The 15706-nt window shown below is 73.2% G+C and carries 14 protein-coding genes; 11 read left to right on the forward strand and 3 right to left on the reverse strand.

Annotated features, from left to right (window positions below; all coding sequences use genetic code 11):
- Positions 1–130: 130 nt before the first annotated feature.
- A complete protein-coding gene (locus ACIQVI_RS26715; protein WP_351971451.1) occupies positions 131–802 on the reverse strand; it encodes a lysophospholipid acyltransferase family protein in 672 nt (223 codons plus the stop codon).
- A 241-nt stretch (positions 803–1043) separates the two neighbouring features.
- On the opposite strand from ACIQVI_RS26715, the gene ACIQVI_RS26720 reads away from it, so the two are divergent.
- The 3 genes from ACIQVI_RS26720 (at position 1044) to ACIQVI_RS26730 (ending at position 3432) form a co-directional block, all read left to right on the forward strand.
- Entirely contained in the window at positions 1044–2219 is a 1176-nt protein-coding gene (locus tag ACIQVI_RS26720; RefSeq protein WP_403600262.1) for a glycerophosphodiester phosphodiesterase, read from the forward strand.
- 100 nt (positions 2220–2319) lie between these two features.
- The gene (locus ACIQVI_RS26725) at positions 2320–2907 is read left to right on the forward strand and encodes a sigma-70 family RNA polymerase sigma factor (RefSeq protein ID WP_403600265.1); all 588 of its coding nucleotides are present in this window, start codon (positions 2320–2322) and stop codon (positions 2905–2907) included.
- A gap of 36 nt (positions 2908–2943) precedes the next feature.
- Entirely contained in the window at positions 2944–3432 is a 489-nt protein-coding gene (locus ACIQVI_RS26730; protein ID WP_351971456.1) for a GNAT family N-acetyltransferase, read from the forward strand.
- Between the two features lie 44 nt (positions 3433–3476).
- Here ACIQVI_RS26730 and ACIQVI_RS26735 read toward each other — a convergent pair whose 3' ends face one another.
- Positions 3477–3884: a hypothetical protein gene (locus ACIQVI_RS26735; protein ID WP_351971454.1), complete on the reverse strand. Its 408-nt coding sequence runs from the start codon at positions 3882–3884 to the stop codon at positions 3477–3479.
- Positions 3885–3886: 2 nt separating this feature from the next.
- Positions 3887–4249 carry a hypothetical protein gene (locus ACIQVI_RS26740; RefSeq protein WP_121829007.1) on the reverse strand — a complete coding sequence of 121 codons (363 nt, stop codon included), beginning with the start codon at positions 4247–4249 and terminating at the stop codon, positions 3887–3889.
- A gap of 569 nt (positions 4250–4818) precedes the next feature.
- On the opposite strand from ACIQVI_RS26740, the gene ACIQVI_RS26745 reads away from it, so the two are divergent.
- The 8 genes from ACIQVI_RS26745 (at position 4819) to ACIQVI_RS26780 (ending at position 15680) form a co-directional block, all read left to right on the forward strand.
- The gene (locus ACIQVI_RS26745) at positions 4819–5901 is read left to right on the forward strand and encodes a methionine ABC transporter ATP-binding protein (RefSeq protein WP_403600268.1); all 1083 of its coding nucleotides are present in this window, start codon (positions 4819–4821) and stop codon (positions 5899–5901) included.
- The gene (locus ACIQVI_RS26750) at positions 5898–6566 is read left to right on the forward strand and encodes a methionine ABC transporter permease (protein ID WP_121829005.1); all 669 of its coding nucleotides are present in this window, start codon (positions 5898–5900) and stop codon (positions 6564–6566) included. Before ACIQVI_RS26745 ends, ACIQVI_RS26750 begins: the two co-directional genes overlap by 4 nt.
- Before the next feature lie 94 nt (positions 6567–6660).
- Positions 6661–7518 (forward strand): MetQ/NlpA family ABC transporter substrate-binding protein, encoded by an 858-nt coding sequence (locus tag ACIQVI_RS26755; protein WP_351974269.1) that lies wholly within the window; start codon positions 6661–6663, stop codon positions 7516–7518.
- Between the two features lie 182 nt (positions 7519–7700).
- Complete coding sequence (locus ACIQVI_RS26760) at positions 7701–8336, forward strand: GNAT family N-acetyltransferase (RefSeq protein WP_351973038.1); 636 nt, start codon at positions 7701–7703, stop codon at positions 8334–8336.
- Between the two features lie 60 nt (positions 8337–8396).
- On the forward strand, positions 8397–9641 hold the full coding sequence (gene cbiE / locus ACIQVI_RS26765; RefSeq protein WP_403600273.1) for a precorrin-6y C5,15-methyltransferase (decarboxylating) subunit CbiE: 1245 nt from the start codon (positions 8397–8399) through the stop codon (positions 9639–9641).
- A gap of 303 nt (positions 9642–9944) precedes the next feature.
- Positions 9945–13226, forward strand: a complete 3282-nt coding sequence (cobT, locus tag ACIQVI_RS26770; protein ID WP_403600276.1) for a nicotinate-nucleotide--dimethylbenzimidazole phosphoribosyltransferase — start codon at positions 9945–9947, stop codon at positions 13224–13226.
- A 340-nt stretch (positions 13227–13566) separates the two neighbouring features.
- A complete protein-coding gene (gene cobA, locus ACIQVI_RS26775; protein ID WP_351973035.1) occupies positions 13567–14817 on the forward strand; it encodes a uroporphyrinogen-III C-methyltransferase in 1251 nt (416 codons plus the stop codon).
- 44 nt (positions 14818–14861) lie between these two features.
- Positions 14862–15680: a TrmH family RNA methyltransferase gene (locus tag ACIQVI_RS26780; RefSeq protein ID WP_403600279.1), complete on the forward strand. Its 819-nt coding sequence runs from the start codon at positions 14862–14864 to the stop codon at positions 15678–15680.
- The last annotated feature ends 26 nt before the right edge of the window (positions 15681–15706 follow it).

A 15706-nucleotide genomic window follows, 5' to 3' on the forward strand; every position in this document is an offset into this window, starting at 1 on the left:
GGGGGGCCCCGCCCCCGCCCCCCCCCCCCCCGCGCCCCGCCCCCCCCCCCCCCCCCCCCCCCCCCCGGGGGGGGGGGCCCCCCCCCCCCGCCCCCGGGGGGGCCCCCCCCCCCCTCTGTGCGCAAGGGGCCTACGCGGCCTTCGCCTTGGTGGCGTACATGTCCACGTACTCCTGCCCGGAGAGCCGCATCACCTCGGCCATCACCGAGTCCGTCACCGCCCGCAGGACGTAGCGGTCGCGGTCCATCCCCTCGTACCGCGAGAACTCCATCGCCTCGCCGAAACGGACCGTCACCCGGCCCGGACGCGGGAAGCCCGCCCCGCCCGGCTGGATCTTGTCGGTGCCGATCATCGCGAACGGCACCACCGGCGCGCCCGTCATCAGGGTCAGCCGCGCGATGCCCGTACGGCCCCGGTACAGCCGGCCGTCGGGGGAGCGGGTGCCCTCCGGGTAGATCGAGAAGACCTTGCCCTCCTCCAGGATCCGGCGGCCCGTCATCAGCGCCGCCACACCGCCCCGGCCGCCGTCCCGGTCCACCGGGATCATGCCGACGCTGGTGAAGAACCAGGCCATCGCCCGGCCCTTGATCCCCTTGCCCGTCACGTACTCGTCCTTGCCGATGAAGTAGACCGGACGGTCCAGGCAGATCGGCATGATCATCGAGTCGATGAACGTCAGGTGGTTCCCCGCGAGGATCACGGGACCCGTCCCCGGAATGTTCTCTGCGCCCTCCACGCGGGGGCGGAACATCAGGCGCATGACCGGCCCGAGCACTGCCTTGATGATCGCGAGACGGGACAACGGTTCCTCCGGTGGGAAGCGGGTCGGGCGAAGGTGGCCGCACCGACGGTGCAGGTGGCGACGATACTCGCGGGTCACCACCGCGCGCACATCGGGTTCACCGGGTGGATACGCAGTGTTGACACGTGTTTCCGCCATGTTCGGCGCAGGTCTGCCGCCCGTAGGGGCTCCGTGCCTAGCGTCGGGGTCACCGCCGACAGGTGCGGGACATCACACCCCGGTCCACTCAGGAGGATCCCTTATGACCCAGGGCGAACGCCGGACCCCGGCACGGCGGACGGTTCTCGGCGCGGCGGGCGCCACCGTCCTCGGCGCCTCCGCGGCCCTCACCGCCGGCCCCGCGCAGGCCACCCCCGCCGCGGGGACGAGCGGCGCGCACGGCCACGGCCGCGGCTACCGCTCCCTGCCCGTCCCCACGGTCATCGGCCACCGCGGCGCGAGCGGCTACCGCCCCGAACACACCCTCGGCTCGTACCGGCTGGCCCTCGACCTCGGCGCCCACGTGATCGAGCAGGACCTCGTCCCCACCCGGGACGGACACCTGGTCTGCCGCCACGAGAACGACATCACCGGCACCACCGACGTCGCCGACCACCCCGAGTTCGCCTCCCGGAGGACCACCAAGACCGTCGACGGGACCGCGCTCACCGGCTGGTTCACCGAGGACTTCACGCTCGCCGAGCTCAAGACCCTGCGCGCCAAGGAGCGGATCCCCGGCAACCGCCAGGAGAACACCCTCTACGACGGGCGCTGGACGGTCCCCACCTTCGAGGAGGTGCTGCGCTGGGCCGACGAGGAGGGCCGCCGCCGGGGCCGCGAGGTCTGGCTGTACGTCGAGACCAAGCACCCCAGCTACTTCCGCTCCCTCGGCCTCGGCCTGGAGGAGCGGCTCGCCAAGCTCCTGCGCCGGTACGGACGCCACCGCGCGCACTCCCCGGTCATCCTCCAGTCCTTCGAGCCGAGCAGCATCCGGCGCCTGGCGAAGCTGGTCGACGCCCCCGGCGTGGTCCTGCTCTCCGGCGCGGGCAGCCGCCCCTGGGACTTCACCGAGGCCGGGGACCCGCGCACGGTCGCAGACCTGGTCACCCCTGAGGGCCTGCGGTGGATCTCCTCGTACGCGAAGGGCATCGGCCCCACGCTCGACCTGGTGATCCCCCGGAACGCGGAGGGCAGGCTCGGCACCCCGACCGCCCTGGTCCGCGACGCGCACGCGGCCGGGCTCGTCCTCCACCCGTACACGCACCGCAACGAGAACGCCTTCCTGCCCGCCGAGTTCCGCAGGGGCACCGACCCGAACGCCTACGGCGACTCCTTCGGCGCTCTGAGGACGTACCTGGAGACGGGCATCGACGGCATCTTCTCCGACAACCCGGACACCGCCCTGCTCGCCGCCGCGGACCTCACCGCCCGCCGCTGACGCCCCCGCGGGCCCGGCCCCCGGGCCCGCACGACCCCCTCCCGGGTGGTTTACGCCCCGTACCGCAACCACGGGCGCGTACCCCGGCATCGTGCGGGGCATGACCACCCCCGCCACCCCCGCCGACTCCACCACGGGCACCCCCGCCGCCCCCGACACCCCGGCCGACCTCCTCGCCGCGCTCGCCCCGCTCCTCGCCGCCGAGTCGGATGCCGAGGCACCGGCCGCCGGAGTCGAACCCGGCGACCTGGAACAGGCCGTCTGGCTCCGCCTCCTGGAACGCCTCCGGGACACCGGCGCCCCCGAGCGGCCCGCCGAATGGCTCCGCCGGGCCGTACGGGCCGAAGCCCGCCGCGCCCGCAGGACCGGCGACCGGGAACGCCCCTACCGGACCGAGCCCGTCCACGAACCGGCCGGCGCCGAGCCCCACGGCTCCCCGGAGGGCTCCCTCCTCGCCGCCGAGGGCCGCCGCACCCTGCGCGCCGCCGTCACCCGCACCCCCGGCCGCTGCCCCGGGGTCCTCGCCGCGATGCTCGACCCCAAGGACCGTACCTACCGCGAAATCGCAGGAGAGTTGGGTATCTCACAGGGGAGTCTGGGGCCGATGCGTTCCCGTTGCCTGGGATGCCTGCGCAGAATGCTGGCTGCGGAGGTTCCCGCCCCGAGCCGACGGGGAAGGGTGTGTTGAACCGATGATCGGCAGATGAGCGGGAGGCGTGCACACATGGGCCTGAGCGTGACCATCTCGGCGGCGGACGCGCGGGACGCGGAGCACATCCTGAAGCTGCAGTACCTCTGCTACCAGAGCGAGGCGGAGCTCTACGGAGACTGGTCCATCGAGCCGCTCACCCAGTCCCTCGACGCCCTGCGCACCGAACTGGAGGAGGGGCACGGGCTCGTGGCCCGCCTCGGCGACGAGGTCGTCGCCTCCGTACGGGCCCGCGCCGACGAGGACGGCACCGTACGGATCGCCAAGCTCATCGTCCACCCGCGGATGCGGCGGCACGGCCTCGGCGGCCGGCTCCTCGACGCCATCGAGCGCCACTTCGCCGACGCCCCCGAACCGGCCTTCCCCGCCAAGCGCTTCCAGCTCTTCACCGGCCACCGCAGCGAACTCAACCTGCGCCTCTACCGCAGCAAGGGGTACGCCCGGGTCGCCACCCGGGAAGTCGGCCCCGAGCTCACCCTGGTGACCCTGGAGAAGGCCGCCTAGGGACGACGCCCCAGTGCCGTCCGGCGGATCAGGGTCGGGAGGCCTTAGACGGCCTTGGACCTCCGCAGCCACCAGATCCCGGTCAGCGGCAGCAGCACCGGGATGAAGACGTAGCCGTAGCCGAAGTCCGACCAGACCGTCGCGTCCGGGAAGGCGGACGGCTCGACCAGCGTCCAGGTCCCCACGACCAGCACGCCCGCGAGCTCGGCGGCGCAGCACACCAGCGCCGCCCTGCGGGCCCTCTCCCCGCCCCGTACCAGCGTGTACGTGATGAAGACGTAGACGACCGCCGCCACCCCCGACAGGGCGTACGCGAGCGGCGCCCGGTCGAACTCGGTGGCGATCTGGTAGATCGAGCGGGAGACCGCGCCGACCGACATCACGCCGTACAGCCAGACGAGGAGCATCCCCGGCCCCTTGACCAGACGGGTCGTTCCCTCGGTCGCGGTCATGGTCAGCCCACCGTCCAGATGTCGTAGAGACGCACTTCGAGCACGGCCAGGACGACCGCGCCGGCCGCCACCGTCGCCGAACCCCACCGGCTGCGCTCCGCGAGCGACATGAAGCCGGCGATCGGCACCGCGCACAGCGCGCCGAGCAGATAGGCGACGAAGATCGTCGCGCCCTCCTCGGCCTTCTCGCCGCGCGCCAGCTGCACGATGCCGACGATCAGCTGGACCAGGACCAGGAAGGTCACCACGGCCATGCCGATGAAGTGCCAGTCCTTGGTCGGCAGGTCGCGGAAGGCGGCGAAGCCGCACCAGGCGGCGAGGGCGAGCGCGGCCACGGAGACCGCGACCGTCAGGGCGTCGAGCATGGGCCCGAGGGTATTACGGTCCGAATGACCCGATGCGCTCGGCCCTCCCCACCGCCCCCGCCCCCGCGTGGCCTTGGCCACAACCGGCACCCCGACGGGCCCCGCGCCCACCCCCGCCCGCACCGGCCCGCAGCCCCGTCCCCGCAGGCCACAGCGCGGTCCGCACGGCCGAAGGGAAGCGGAGGGGAAGCCTCCGAAGTGTCCGCATGGCGTCTCATCAACGTCCGCTATTCGGACAGCCCCCTTTCGCCCGCGACCGTGCGTGCTTTACTTGCAGACATGACCACGACGAGCAGCCGCACCCTTGCGACCGAGGCGATCACGACGCCCGGTGCTCGTTGTATGTGTCGAATGTGCGCCATCTGAGGGCTCCCGCTGCGTTTCGCGCCCCGAAGCGAGACCGACGGCCGCGCCGGCCCCCGCCCCACGGCGGCGGACCGTGCCCGCCCCGCGCACCCGCCGACGCCCGGCCATCCGCCGGACCGGCTCCGTGCGCCTGACTGTCCGATGACGAATGCCCCGTGCGTGACGGACCCCGCGTCGCGCACTCGACAGTGACGGAAACCCCTGTGATCACCACTTCGGGCCTGACCAAGGTCTATGAGTCGCGCGGCCGGCAGGTCACCGCTCTGGACGGCGTCGACCTCCACGTCCGCGAGGGCGAGGTGTTCGGCGTGATCGGCCAGAGCGGCGCCGGCAAGTCCTCCCTCATCCGCTGCGTCAACCTCCTGGAGCGCCCCACCTCCGGCACGGTGACCGTCGACGGCGTCGACCTCACCGCCCTCGCCGGGAAGGGCCGCCGCGCGGGCAAGGACCTGCGCCGGGCGCGCAGCAGCATCGGCATGGTCTTCCAGCACTTCAACCTGCTGTCCTCCCGCACGGTCAAGGACAACATCGAGCTCCCCCTGGAGATCCTCGGCATATCCGGCGCCGAGCGCTCCCGCCGCGCCCTGGAACTCCTCGACCTCGTCGGCCTCGCCGACAAGGCCAAGGCCTACCCCGCCCAGCTCTCCGGCGGCCAGAAGCAGCGCGTCGGCATCGCCCGCGCCCTCGCAGGCAAGCCCAAGGTCCTGCTCTCCGACGAGGCCACCAGCGCCCTCGACCCGGAGACCACCCGCTCCATCCTCCAGCTCCTGCGCGACCTCAACCAGCAGCTCGGCCTCACCGTCCTGCTCATCACGCACGAGATGGACGTCGTCAAGACCATCTGCGACTCCGCCGCCCTCATGCAGCACGGGCGCGTCGTCGAGTCCGGCACCGTCGGCGGACTGCTCGCCACCCCCGGCTCCCAGCTCGCCGCCGAGCTCTTCCCGGTCAGCGGCGCCCCCACCGGCCCCGACCGCACGGTCGTCGACGTCACCTTCCACGGCGAGGCCGCGACCCAGCCGGTCATCTCCCAGCTCTCCCGCACGTACAACATCGACATCTCGATCCTCGGGGCGGCGATGGACACCGTCGGCGGCAAGCAGATCGGCCGGATGCGGATCGAACTGCCCGGACCGTACGAGGAGAACGTCGTCCCGGTCGGCTTCCTGCGCGAGCAGGGCCTCCAGGTCGAGGTCGTGGAAGAAGCCGAGACCGCCGAAGAAACGGTTGTCCCGGAACCGGCGTCCGACGCGGCGACCGTACTGGTGAAGGAAGGTGCCAAGTGACCTGGTCCGAGATGCAGCCCCTGCTGGAGCAGGGCACCGTCGACACCCTCTACATGGTCCTGTGGGCCACCGTCGTCACCGTCCTCGGCGGCCTGCCGCTCGGCATCCTCCTCGTCCTCACCGACAAGGGCGGACTGCTCCAGAACCGGCCGGTGAACAAGGTCGTCGGCGCGATCGTGAACGTCGGGCGCTCGCTGCCCTTCATCATCCTGCTGATCGCCCTGATCCCCTTCACCACCTTCGTCGTCGGCACCTTCATCGGCCCGACCGCGATGATCGTGCCGCTCGCCATCGGCGCCATCCCCTTCTTCGCGCGCCTCGTCGAGACCGCGATCCGCGAGGTCGACCACGGACTCGTCGAAGCCGTCCAGGCCATGGGCGGCGGCATCCCCACCATCGTCCGCAAGGTCCTGCTCCCGCAGTCCCTGCCCTCCCTGGTCTCCGGCGTCACCACCACCGTGATCGTGCTCATCGGCTACTCCGCGATGGCCGGCGCGGTCGGCGGCGAAGGCCTCGGCTCCAAGGCCGTCACCTACGGCTACCAGCGCTTCGACACCACCTTCATGCTCGTCACGGTGGTCGTCCTGGTCGTCATCGTGACCGTCGTCCAGCTCATCGGCGACGGAGTCGTCCGACTCCTCGCCCGCCGGGGCCGCACGGCCTGAGCCGTCCCGCCCCGCCCCCCGACTTCGTCCTGCGAAGAACAGTCCGGACTTGTTGTCCAGACGACTACCACTCCACCCGAAAGAGGCACTCTTCGTGCGCAAGAACATCAAGCTCACCGCCGGCATCGCCGCCACCGCCGCCCTCGCCCTCGGTCTGAGCGCCTGCGGCACCTCCTCCGACCCGTCCTCCTCCAAGGACTCGGCCGGCGCCGCCGACAAGCCCCTCGTCGTCGCCGCGTCCCCGACGCCGCACGCCGACATCCTCAACTACGTCAAGGACAACCTGGCCGAGAAGGCGGGCCTGAAGCTGGAGGTGAAGGAGTTCACGGACTACGTCCTGCCGAACACCGCCACCCAGTCCGGCCAGGTCGACGCCAACTTCTTCCAGCACAAGCCGTACCTCGACGACTTCAACCAGAAGAACAAGACCACCATCGTCCCCGTGGTCAACGTCCACCTGGAGCCGCTCGGCCTCTACTCCAAGAAGCTGAAGTCGCTGAAGGACATCAAGCCCGGCCAGACCGTCGCCGTCCCCAACGACACCACCAACGGCGGCCGCTCGCTCCAGCTCCTCGCCGAGAACGGCCTGATCACCCTCAAGGACGGCGTCGGCACCAACGCCAAGCTCTCCGACATCACCGACAAGAAGGGCCTGGAGTTCAAGGAGCTGGAGGCCGCCACCGTGCCCCGCGCCCTGAACGACGTGGACGCCGCGGTCATCAACGGCAACTACGCCCTGGAGGCCAAGCTGGAGCCGGCGAAGGACGCCATCGCCCTGGAGAAGGCCGAGGACAACCCGTACGCCAACTTCCTCGCCGTCAAGAAGGGCAACGAGAAGGACGCCCGCGTGCAGAAGCTCGCCGAGCTCCTCAACTCGCCCGAGGTGAAGAAGTTCATCGAGGACACCTACAAGGGCTCGGTCATCCCGGCCTTCGGCGCCCCCAAGGAGTAACCGCCGTCCGAGGGACCGTCAGACCGGTTCCCCCGTACAGTCCTTGAGCGGAAGGCCCCGCGCACCCCGTCCGGTGCGCGGGGCCTTCCGCCGTACCCCACCCGGCCATGCGCACCGGCGGCGCCATGCTGCATGCTGTGCGTTCACGGTCGATTCGGACGGTCCACGGCATGGAGCTGCGCATGACTACCACCTTTCCGGACATCTCCATCAACACGGACCGGTTGGTGCTGCGCGCGTTCGAGGAGGCGGACGCCCCCGCGCTCGCCGAGATGATGAACGACGAACTCGTCGGCGCCTGGACCGCCGTGCCCCAGCCCTACACCGAGGCCGCCGCCCACCGCTGGATCACCGAGCACGCCCCCGCCGAACGCGCCGCCGGCCGCGGACTCGACCTCGCCGTCACCGAGTTCCTCACCCAGCGCCTCGTCGGCGTCGTCCAGCTGAGCAACACCGACTGGCGCGTCCGCTCCACCGAACTCTCCTACATCGTCGCCCCCTGGGCCCGGGGCGAGGGCTACGCCTCCGAAGCCGCCCTCGCCACCGCCCGGTGGCTCTTCAACGACCGGAAGTTCGAACGCCTGGAACTGCGCACCGCCGCCGACAACACCGCCTCCCAGCAGGTCGCCCAGAAGATCGGCTGCATCAGCGAGGGCGTCCTGCGCAACGCCTGCATAGCCCGCACCCGCACCGAGGACGGCGGCTGGACCGAGCTGCGCACCGACTTCATCCTCTGGGGCCTCCTCCCCGAGGACCTCGACGACGTCGCCGACCAGATGGCCGAGGCCGGATACTCCTCGTACACCGACTGGAGCTGACGACCGGGTACGCTCGGCACGCCCCCGACCTGCGACAACACCACAGGGAGACAGACGACGATGGCCGACCGCGTCACGGTGATCGGCTGGGACGGCTCGCCCCTTTCCCCGGCGGCCCTGTCCGCGCTCTCCGCCGCCACCCTGGTGGCCGGAGCCGGCCACCACCTGGCCCGGCCCGAGGTGCCCCCCGCCGCCGAACGCATCCGCCTCGGCAGCGTCGACCTCGCCGCCCGCCGCATCGCCGGCCACCGCGGCACCGCCGTCGTCCTCGCCGACGGCGACCCCGGCTTCTTCGGCGTCGTCCGCACCCTGCGCGCCCCCGAGCACGGCCTGGAGGTCGAGGTCGTCCCGGCCGTCTCCTCCGTCGCCGCCGCCTTCGCCCGCGCCGGGATGCCCTGGGAGGACGCCCGGATCGTCGTCGCCCAGCAGCGCACCCTGCGCCGCGCCGTCAATGTCTGCCGCGCCCACCCCAAGGTCGCCGTCCTCACCTCGCCGGGCGCGGGCCCCGCCGAGCTCGCCCTCCTCCTCGACGGCGTCCACCGCACCTTCGTCGTCTGCGAGGAGATCGGCACCGACCGCGAACGGGTCTCCGTCCTCACCTCCGACAAGGCCGCCGACCACACCTGGCGCGACCCCAACGTCGTCCTCGTCATCGGCGGGGGCGGCGGCACCCCGACCACCCCCTGGCTCGCGGGCCGGGACCCGTCCGTCCGCCCCGTCCGCGGCTGGGGCCTCCCCACCGAGGAGTACGACTCCGAGGAGCACGGCCCCGGAACCGATCGGGCCCGGCCGAAGGCGGGCGAGGACCCCGCCCTCCGCGCCGCCCAGCTCGCCCGTCTCGGGCCCCGCACCGGCGACCTCGTCTGGGACATCGGCTGCGCGGGCGGCGCCTTCTCCGTGGAGGCCGCCCGCTTCGGCGCCGCCGTCATCGCCGTCGACCCCGACCCGGCCGCCTGCGCCCGCACCGAGGCCGCCGCCCGCCGCCACGGCGTCCCCCTCCAGACCGTCCGGGGCCGCGCCCCGCACGTCCTGGAGAGCCTCCCCGAACCCGACGTCGTCCGGATCGCGACCGGCGGCGTCCAGGTCGTCACCGCCTGTGCCGACCGGCGCCCGGAGCGCATCGTCGCCCACGCCTCCACCCGCGACGAGGCCGAGGCGATCGCCGCCGCCCTCACCGCCGCCGGCGGCTACGCCGTCGAGGCCCTCCTCCTCCAGACCGTCGGACTCGACCCGGACACCTGGTCGGAACGCGATCGTTCGGCCGTCTTCCTGCTCTCCGGACGCAGGATCGACCGCGCCCCGTGACCCGGCCGCCCCGCCGGTCGGGGTAGGCTGGCCGATTGTTGTACCGCGTCCGGACGTTCGTCACTTCGTGTATCGATGTCCGGAAATGGTGGCCCCTCGGGGACACCGGTGTGGTACGCGACAAGGGGGGACCGCGCGACGTGGCGCAGTCCACAGCGCACCGTGGCGAATCTTCCTGCCACGGGGACCGAGGGCCGGGACAATGTGCAGGTGTCCGCGTCCTTCGTGCCGCGCGGCGCGCACGCTCGTTCTTGTCGACGGGCGCAGGTCTGAAGGAGCACAAGCGATGGGCGAGGGGTACGCATGACGGACACCGGCCAGGTCCCGGGCGAGGGGCTGCCGGAGAACGCAGGCATGGTCGAGCAGCCGGGCATCCCCGCACCGGGCGCGTACACCTTCCTGGACCCCTCCGAGCACACCCCCGAGGACGACGACCTGCTCCTGATGCCGGGCGCCCAGGGCGCCTGGAGCGAGCACCCGCCGGGCGTCGTGCCCGCACCGCCGGTCGCCGTGCCGCCCCCCGTGCTCCCGCACCAGGAGGCCCCGGTTCCGACGGGGGACCCGCTGACGGACCCCCTGCCGGACCCGCTCACGGACCCGCTCCCCGAGCCCGCCGCCCTCGGCGACGTCCCGTACGCCGGCACCCCGGCGCACGGCGTCCCCGCCGGTACTCCCGCGCACGGCGTCCCCGTGCCCCCGTACGAGCCGGTCCTCACCGACCACGGCTACGAGCCCGGCATCCTCGACACGGGCTCCGTCGACCTCGGCGGCGTCCAGGTGCCCCCGCAGGCCGCGGCGCAGACCCCGCCGCCCGCCCGCCGCCCGCTGCACATGGGCCCGCCCGTGCCCGAGGCCACCGGCGGAGTCGTCCGCTCGCTGGCCGACCGGGGCCCGGCCACCGCGCCCGCCCCCGTCCCGCAGCCCGCTCCGGAGCCCCTGGTGGCCACCGGCCCCGCCCCGGTGCCGGTCCGGAACCCGGGCCCGCCGACCACGGGCCCCGAGTACTTCGAGATCGCGCAGGAGCAGCAGCTCGCGCCGCAGGGCGCCGAGCCGTGGACCGCGCAGGAGCCGGTGGCGCAGCCCCCCGCAGAAACGGTCGTCCCGCAGCGGGACCACTCCGGCCAGTTCGTCCAGGTCGACGGCACCGTCCCGACGACCCCGCACCTGGCCCCCGAGCCGCCGGCCGAGTCGATTCCGGCGCCGGAGGAGCCCGCCGCCACGGCGGAGCCGACGCCCGAGGCCGCCCCGGAGATCTGGGAGGAGCCGACCGCCCCCGAGGCGATCGTCGTGCCCGCACCGCGCGAGCCCGAACCGACGGCACCGGAAGCCACCGAACCGGAGCCCGTCGCGCCCGTGGCCGAGGAGACGGCTCCCGAGCCCGAGGCCCCGGCGGAGCAGCCGACCGTGGAGCCGGTCGCGGAGGCGACCCCCGAGCAGCAGCCGCAGGAGACCCCGGAGACTCCGGAAGAGCCCCAGGAGCAGGCACAGGAGCAGGCACTCACCCCGGAGCCGACCCCGGCCCCGGAACCGGCCTTCGCCCCGGAACCGCTCCCGGCCCAGGACCAGGTGCCCGCCCAAGAGCCGACCCCGGCCCCAGAACCGACACAGGAGCCGACCCCGTCCCCGGAACCGGCACCCACCCCGGAACCGATCCTGTCCCCGGAACCGACCCCGGCCCCGGAACTGGCACCCACCCTGGAACCGGTATCCACTCCCGAGGTGCTCTCCACCCCGGAACCGGCACCCACCCCGGAGGCACTCCCCACCCCGGAGCCGACTCCGGCCCCGGCCCAGGAGCAGGTGTCCACCCCCGCGGCCCCCGAAGACCTCGCTGCCCCCGAAGCCCCCACGGCTCCCGCGGCCCCCGGCTACGACGACGCCGAGCGCGAGGCGGTCCTGCGCGTCATGCGCGAGCGCCGCGACATCCGCAACGGCTTCCGCTCCGACCCGATCCCGCACGAGGTGCTGCTCCGCGTCCTGGAGGCCGCCCACACGGCCCCCAGCGTCGGCCACTCCCAGCCCTGGGACTTCGTCGTCATCCGCTCCGCCGAAACGCGGCAGACGATGCACGAGCTGGCCCAGCGGCAGCGCGAGGCGTACGCCAGGTCGCTCCCGAAGGCCCGGGCGAAGCAGTTCAAGGAACTGAAGATCGAGGCCATCCTCGACACCCCGGTCAACATCGTGGTGACCGCCGACCCCACCCGGGGCGGCCGCCACACCCTCGGCCGCTACACGCAGCCGCAGATGGCCCCGTACTCCTCCGCGCTCGCGGTCGAGAACCTCTGGCTCGCGGCCCGCGCCGAGGGCCTCGGCGTCGGCTGGGTCAGCTTCTTCGACGAGCGCGAGATGGTCCGCGCCCTCGGCCTCCCCGAGCACCTCGAAGTGGTCGCGTACCTCTGCGTGGGATACGTGGACGAGTTCCCCGAGGAGCCCGAGCTGATGCAGGCGGGCTGGTCCAAGCGCCGCCCGCTGGCCTGGGTCGTCCACGAGGAGACGTACGGCCGCCGCGCCCTGCCCGGCGAGGAGCCGCACGACCTCCTCCAGGAGACCGTCGCGAACATCCGCCCGCTGGACGCCAAGGCGCTCGGCGAGGCCTGGGAACGCCAGAAGCGCATGACCAAGCCCGCAGGGGCCCTCGGCATGTTGGAGATCATCTCCGCCCAGCTCGCCGGCCTCTCCCGGATGTGCCCGCCGCCGATCCCGGAGCCCGCGGCCGTCGCGGTCTTCGCGGGCGACCACGGCGTCCACGCCCAGGGCGTCACGCCCTGGCCGCAGGAGGTCACCGGCCAGATGGTGGCCAACTTCCTCGGCGGGGGAGCGGTCTGCAACGCGTTCGCCAACCAGGTCGGCGCCGAGGTCTGCGTCGTCGACGTCGGCGTGGCCTCCGAGCTCCCGGCCACCCCGGGCCTCCTGCCCCGCAAGGTCCGCCCCGGCACCGCCGACTTCACCACGGGCCCCGCGATGACCCGCGAAGAGGTCCTGGCCGCGATCGAGGTGGGCATCGAGACGGCCCGCGACCTCGTGGCAGCGGGCAACAAGGCGCTGCTCACGGGCGAGATGGGCATCGCCAACACCACGGCGTCCGCCGCCCTGATCTCCGTCTTCACCGACGCGGACCCGGCCGAGGTCACGGGCCGGGGCACCGGCATCAACGACGAGACGCACGCCCGCAAGGTGGACGTGGTCCGCCGCGCCCTCGCCCTGCACACCCCGGACCCGGAGGACCCGATCGGCGCCCTCGCGGCGGTCGGCGGCCTGGAGCACGCGGCCCTCGTGGGCCTGATCCTGGGCGCGGCCTCCCTGCGCACCCCGGTGATCCTGGACGGCGTCTCCACCGGAGCGGCGGCCCTGGTGGCCCGGGCGATCGCCCCGGAGTCCCTCGCGGCCTGCATCGCGGGCCACCGCAGCGCCGAGCCGGGCCACGTGGCGGCCCTGAACAAGCTGGGCCTGCGCCCCCTGGTCGACCTGGACCTCCGTCTCGGCGAGGGCACGGGCGCCCTGCTCGCCCTCCCGCTGGTGCAGAGCGCGGCCCGCGCGATGCACGAGGTGGCCACGTTCGACTCGGCGGGAGTCACCGAGAAGTAGCACCACGGCGCGGCCCCCACCCACTCACGGGAGTGGGGGCCGCGCAGGAACAGGGTTCGGGACGTAAAGCGTGATTTGTGGCGCGACCAGCGGGTGAGGCTTCCATGGGCCTCGGGCGCCGTAAATCATGCAGTCCCGAACCCTGTTCCGGAGCGGCCCCCACGTCACGCCCCACGGCGGGGAGATCCGTCACAGGGTGACCCCCCGGGGCCACCGATATCGTGGGACCCGAAACCGGAACCGGACCCGGAACCCGAAGCCGGGACCCGAAACAGCGTCCCACCAGCCGCTCCACCGCCGCAGCGGCCGCACCTGCCACGCCCCGAGGAGCCGCTCACCCATGGCCGAGAACACCGAGAAGGCGACCCCCGACGCCCACCCCGCCTACCCGGTGGGCCTCCGCCTCGCCGGCCGCCGCGTGGTCGTCCTCGGCGGCGGCCAAGTCGCCCAGCGCCGCCTCCCGGCCCTGATCGCCGCGGGCGCCGACATCACCCTGATCTCCCCGTCCGCGACCCCGTCCGTGGACGTGATGGCGGAGACGGGCGAGATCACCTGGCTCAAGCGCCGGTACGAAGAGGGCGACCTCGCGGACGCCTGGTACGTCCTGGTGGCCACGACCGACCCCGTCACCAACGAGGCCGCCTCCGCCGAGGCCGAGCGGACCCGGACCTGGTGCGTGCGCTCGGACGACGCCGAGGCGGCCACCGCCTGGACCCCGGCCACCGGCCGCGGCGACGGCGTCACCGTGGCGGTGCTCACCGGCCACGACCCGAGGCGCTCGGCCGCCGTGCGGGACGCGATCGTGGAGGGCCTGCGGGACGGCTCGATCGCGGCGCCCCAGCACCGCGCCCGCACCCCGTTCGTCGCCCTGGTCGGCGGCGGCCCCGGCGACCCGGACCTGATCACGGTGCGCGGCCGCCGCCTGCTCGCGGAGGCGGACGTGGTGATCGCGGACCGCCTGGGCCCCCGCGACCTCCTGGACGAGCTGCCCCCGCACGTCGAGGTGATCGACGCGGCGAAGATCCCGTACGGCCGGTTCATGGCCCAGGAGGCGATCAACAACGCGCTGATCGAGCACGCGAAGGCGGGGAAGTCGGTGGTCCGCCTGAAGGGCGGCGACCCGTTCGTCTTCGGCCGGGGCATGGAGGAGGCGCAGGCGCTCGCCGCCGAGGGCATCGCCTGCACGGTCGTCCCGGGCATCTCCAGCTCGATCTCGGTGCCCGGCGCGGCCGGCATCCCGGTCACGCACCGGGGCGTGGCCCACGAGTTCACGGTGGTCAGCGGCCACGTGGCCCCCGACGACCCGCGCTCCCTGGTCGACTGGGCCTCGCTCGCCAAGCTGACGGGCACCCTGGTGATCCTCATGGGCGTCGACAAGATCGGAAAGATCGCGGAGGCCCTGATCGCCCACGGCAAGGCCCCGGAGACCCCCCTGGCGCTGATCCAGGAGGGCACGACGGCGGCCCAGCGCCGGGTGGACGCGACGCTGGCGACGGTCGAGGAGACGGTCAGGACCCAGGAGGTCCGGCCGCCGGCGGTGATCGTCATAGGCCCCGTGGTGACGGAAGGCCCGAACAGGCCGACGGCGTAAAAACACAATCCCACACCCGACCCCGAACGAGGCAGCAGCACCCCGTGGCCGAACTGATCACGATCGATACCCCCGACGACCCCCGCCTGCACGACTACACCGGCCTGACCGACGTCGAGCTCCGCCGCAGACGGGAGCCGGCCGAGGGCCTGTTCATCGCGGAGGGCGAGAAGGTCATCCGCAGGGCGGGGCAGGCCGGGTACGCGATGCGGTCGATGCTGCTCTCGGCCAAGTGGGTCGACACCATGCGGGACGTCATCGACGGGGCCGGGGCACCGGTGTACGTGATCGACCCGGACCTGGCGGAGCGGGTCACCGGCTACCACGTGCACCGGGGCGCCCTCGCGTCCATGCAGCGCAAGGAGCTTCCGGAGGCGTCCGGGCTGCTGGCGGAGGCCCGCCGGGTGGTGGTGATGGAGTCGGTCAACGACCACACGAACATCGGCGCCATCTTCCGCAGCGCCGCCGCCCTGGGCATGGACGCCGTCCTGCTCTCCCCGGACTGCGCGGACCCGCTCTACCGGCGCTCGGTGAAGGTGTCCATGGGCGCGGTCTTCTCGGTCCCGTACGCCCGCCTGGAGGGCTGGCCGCACGGCCTGGGAACGGTACGGGAGGCGGGCTTCCGGCTTCTCGCGCTCACTCCGGCGGAGCGGGCGGTCTCCATCGACGAGGCGGCCCCGCACAAGCTGGACCGGGTGGCGCTGATGCTGGGCGCGGAGGGCGAGGGCCTGTCGCAGAAGGCCCTGAAGGCCGCCGACGAGTGGGTCCGCATCCCGATGGCCCACGGCGTGGACTCGCTCAACGTGGGGGCGGCGGCGGCCGTCGCCTTCTACGCGGTGGCGACGGGCCGCCCCGAAGCCTGAGGCCTCGGGAGGCTCGGCCCCGGACG

This window comes from Streptomyces sp. NPDC098101, from assembly GCF_044760185.1.
Lineage (GTDB): Bacteria > Actinomycetota > Actinomycetes > Streptomycetales > Streptomycetaceae > Streptomyces.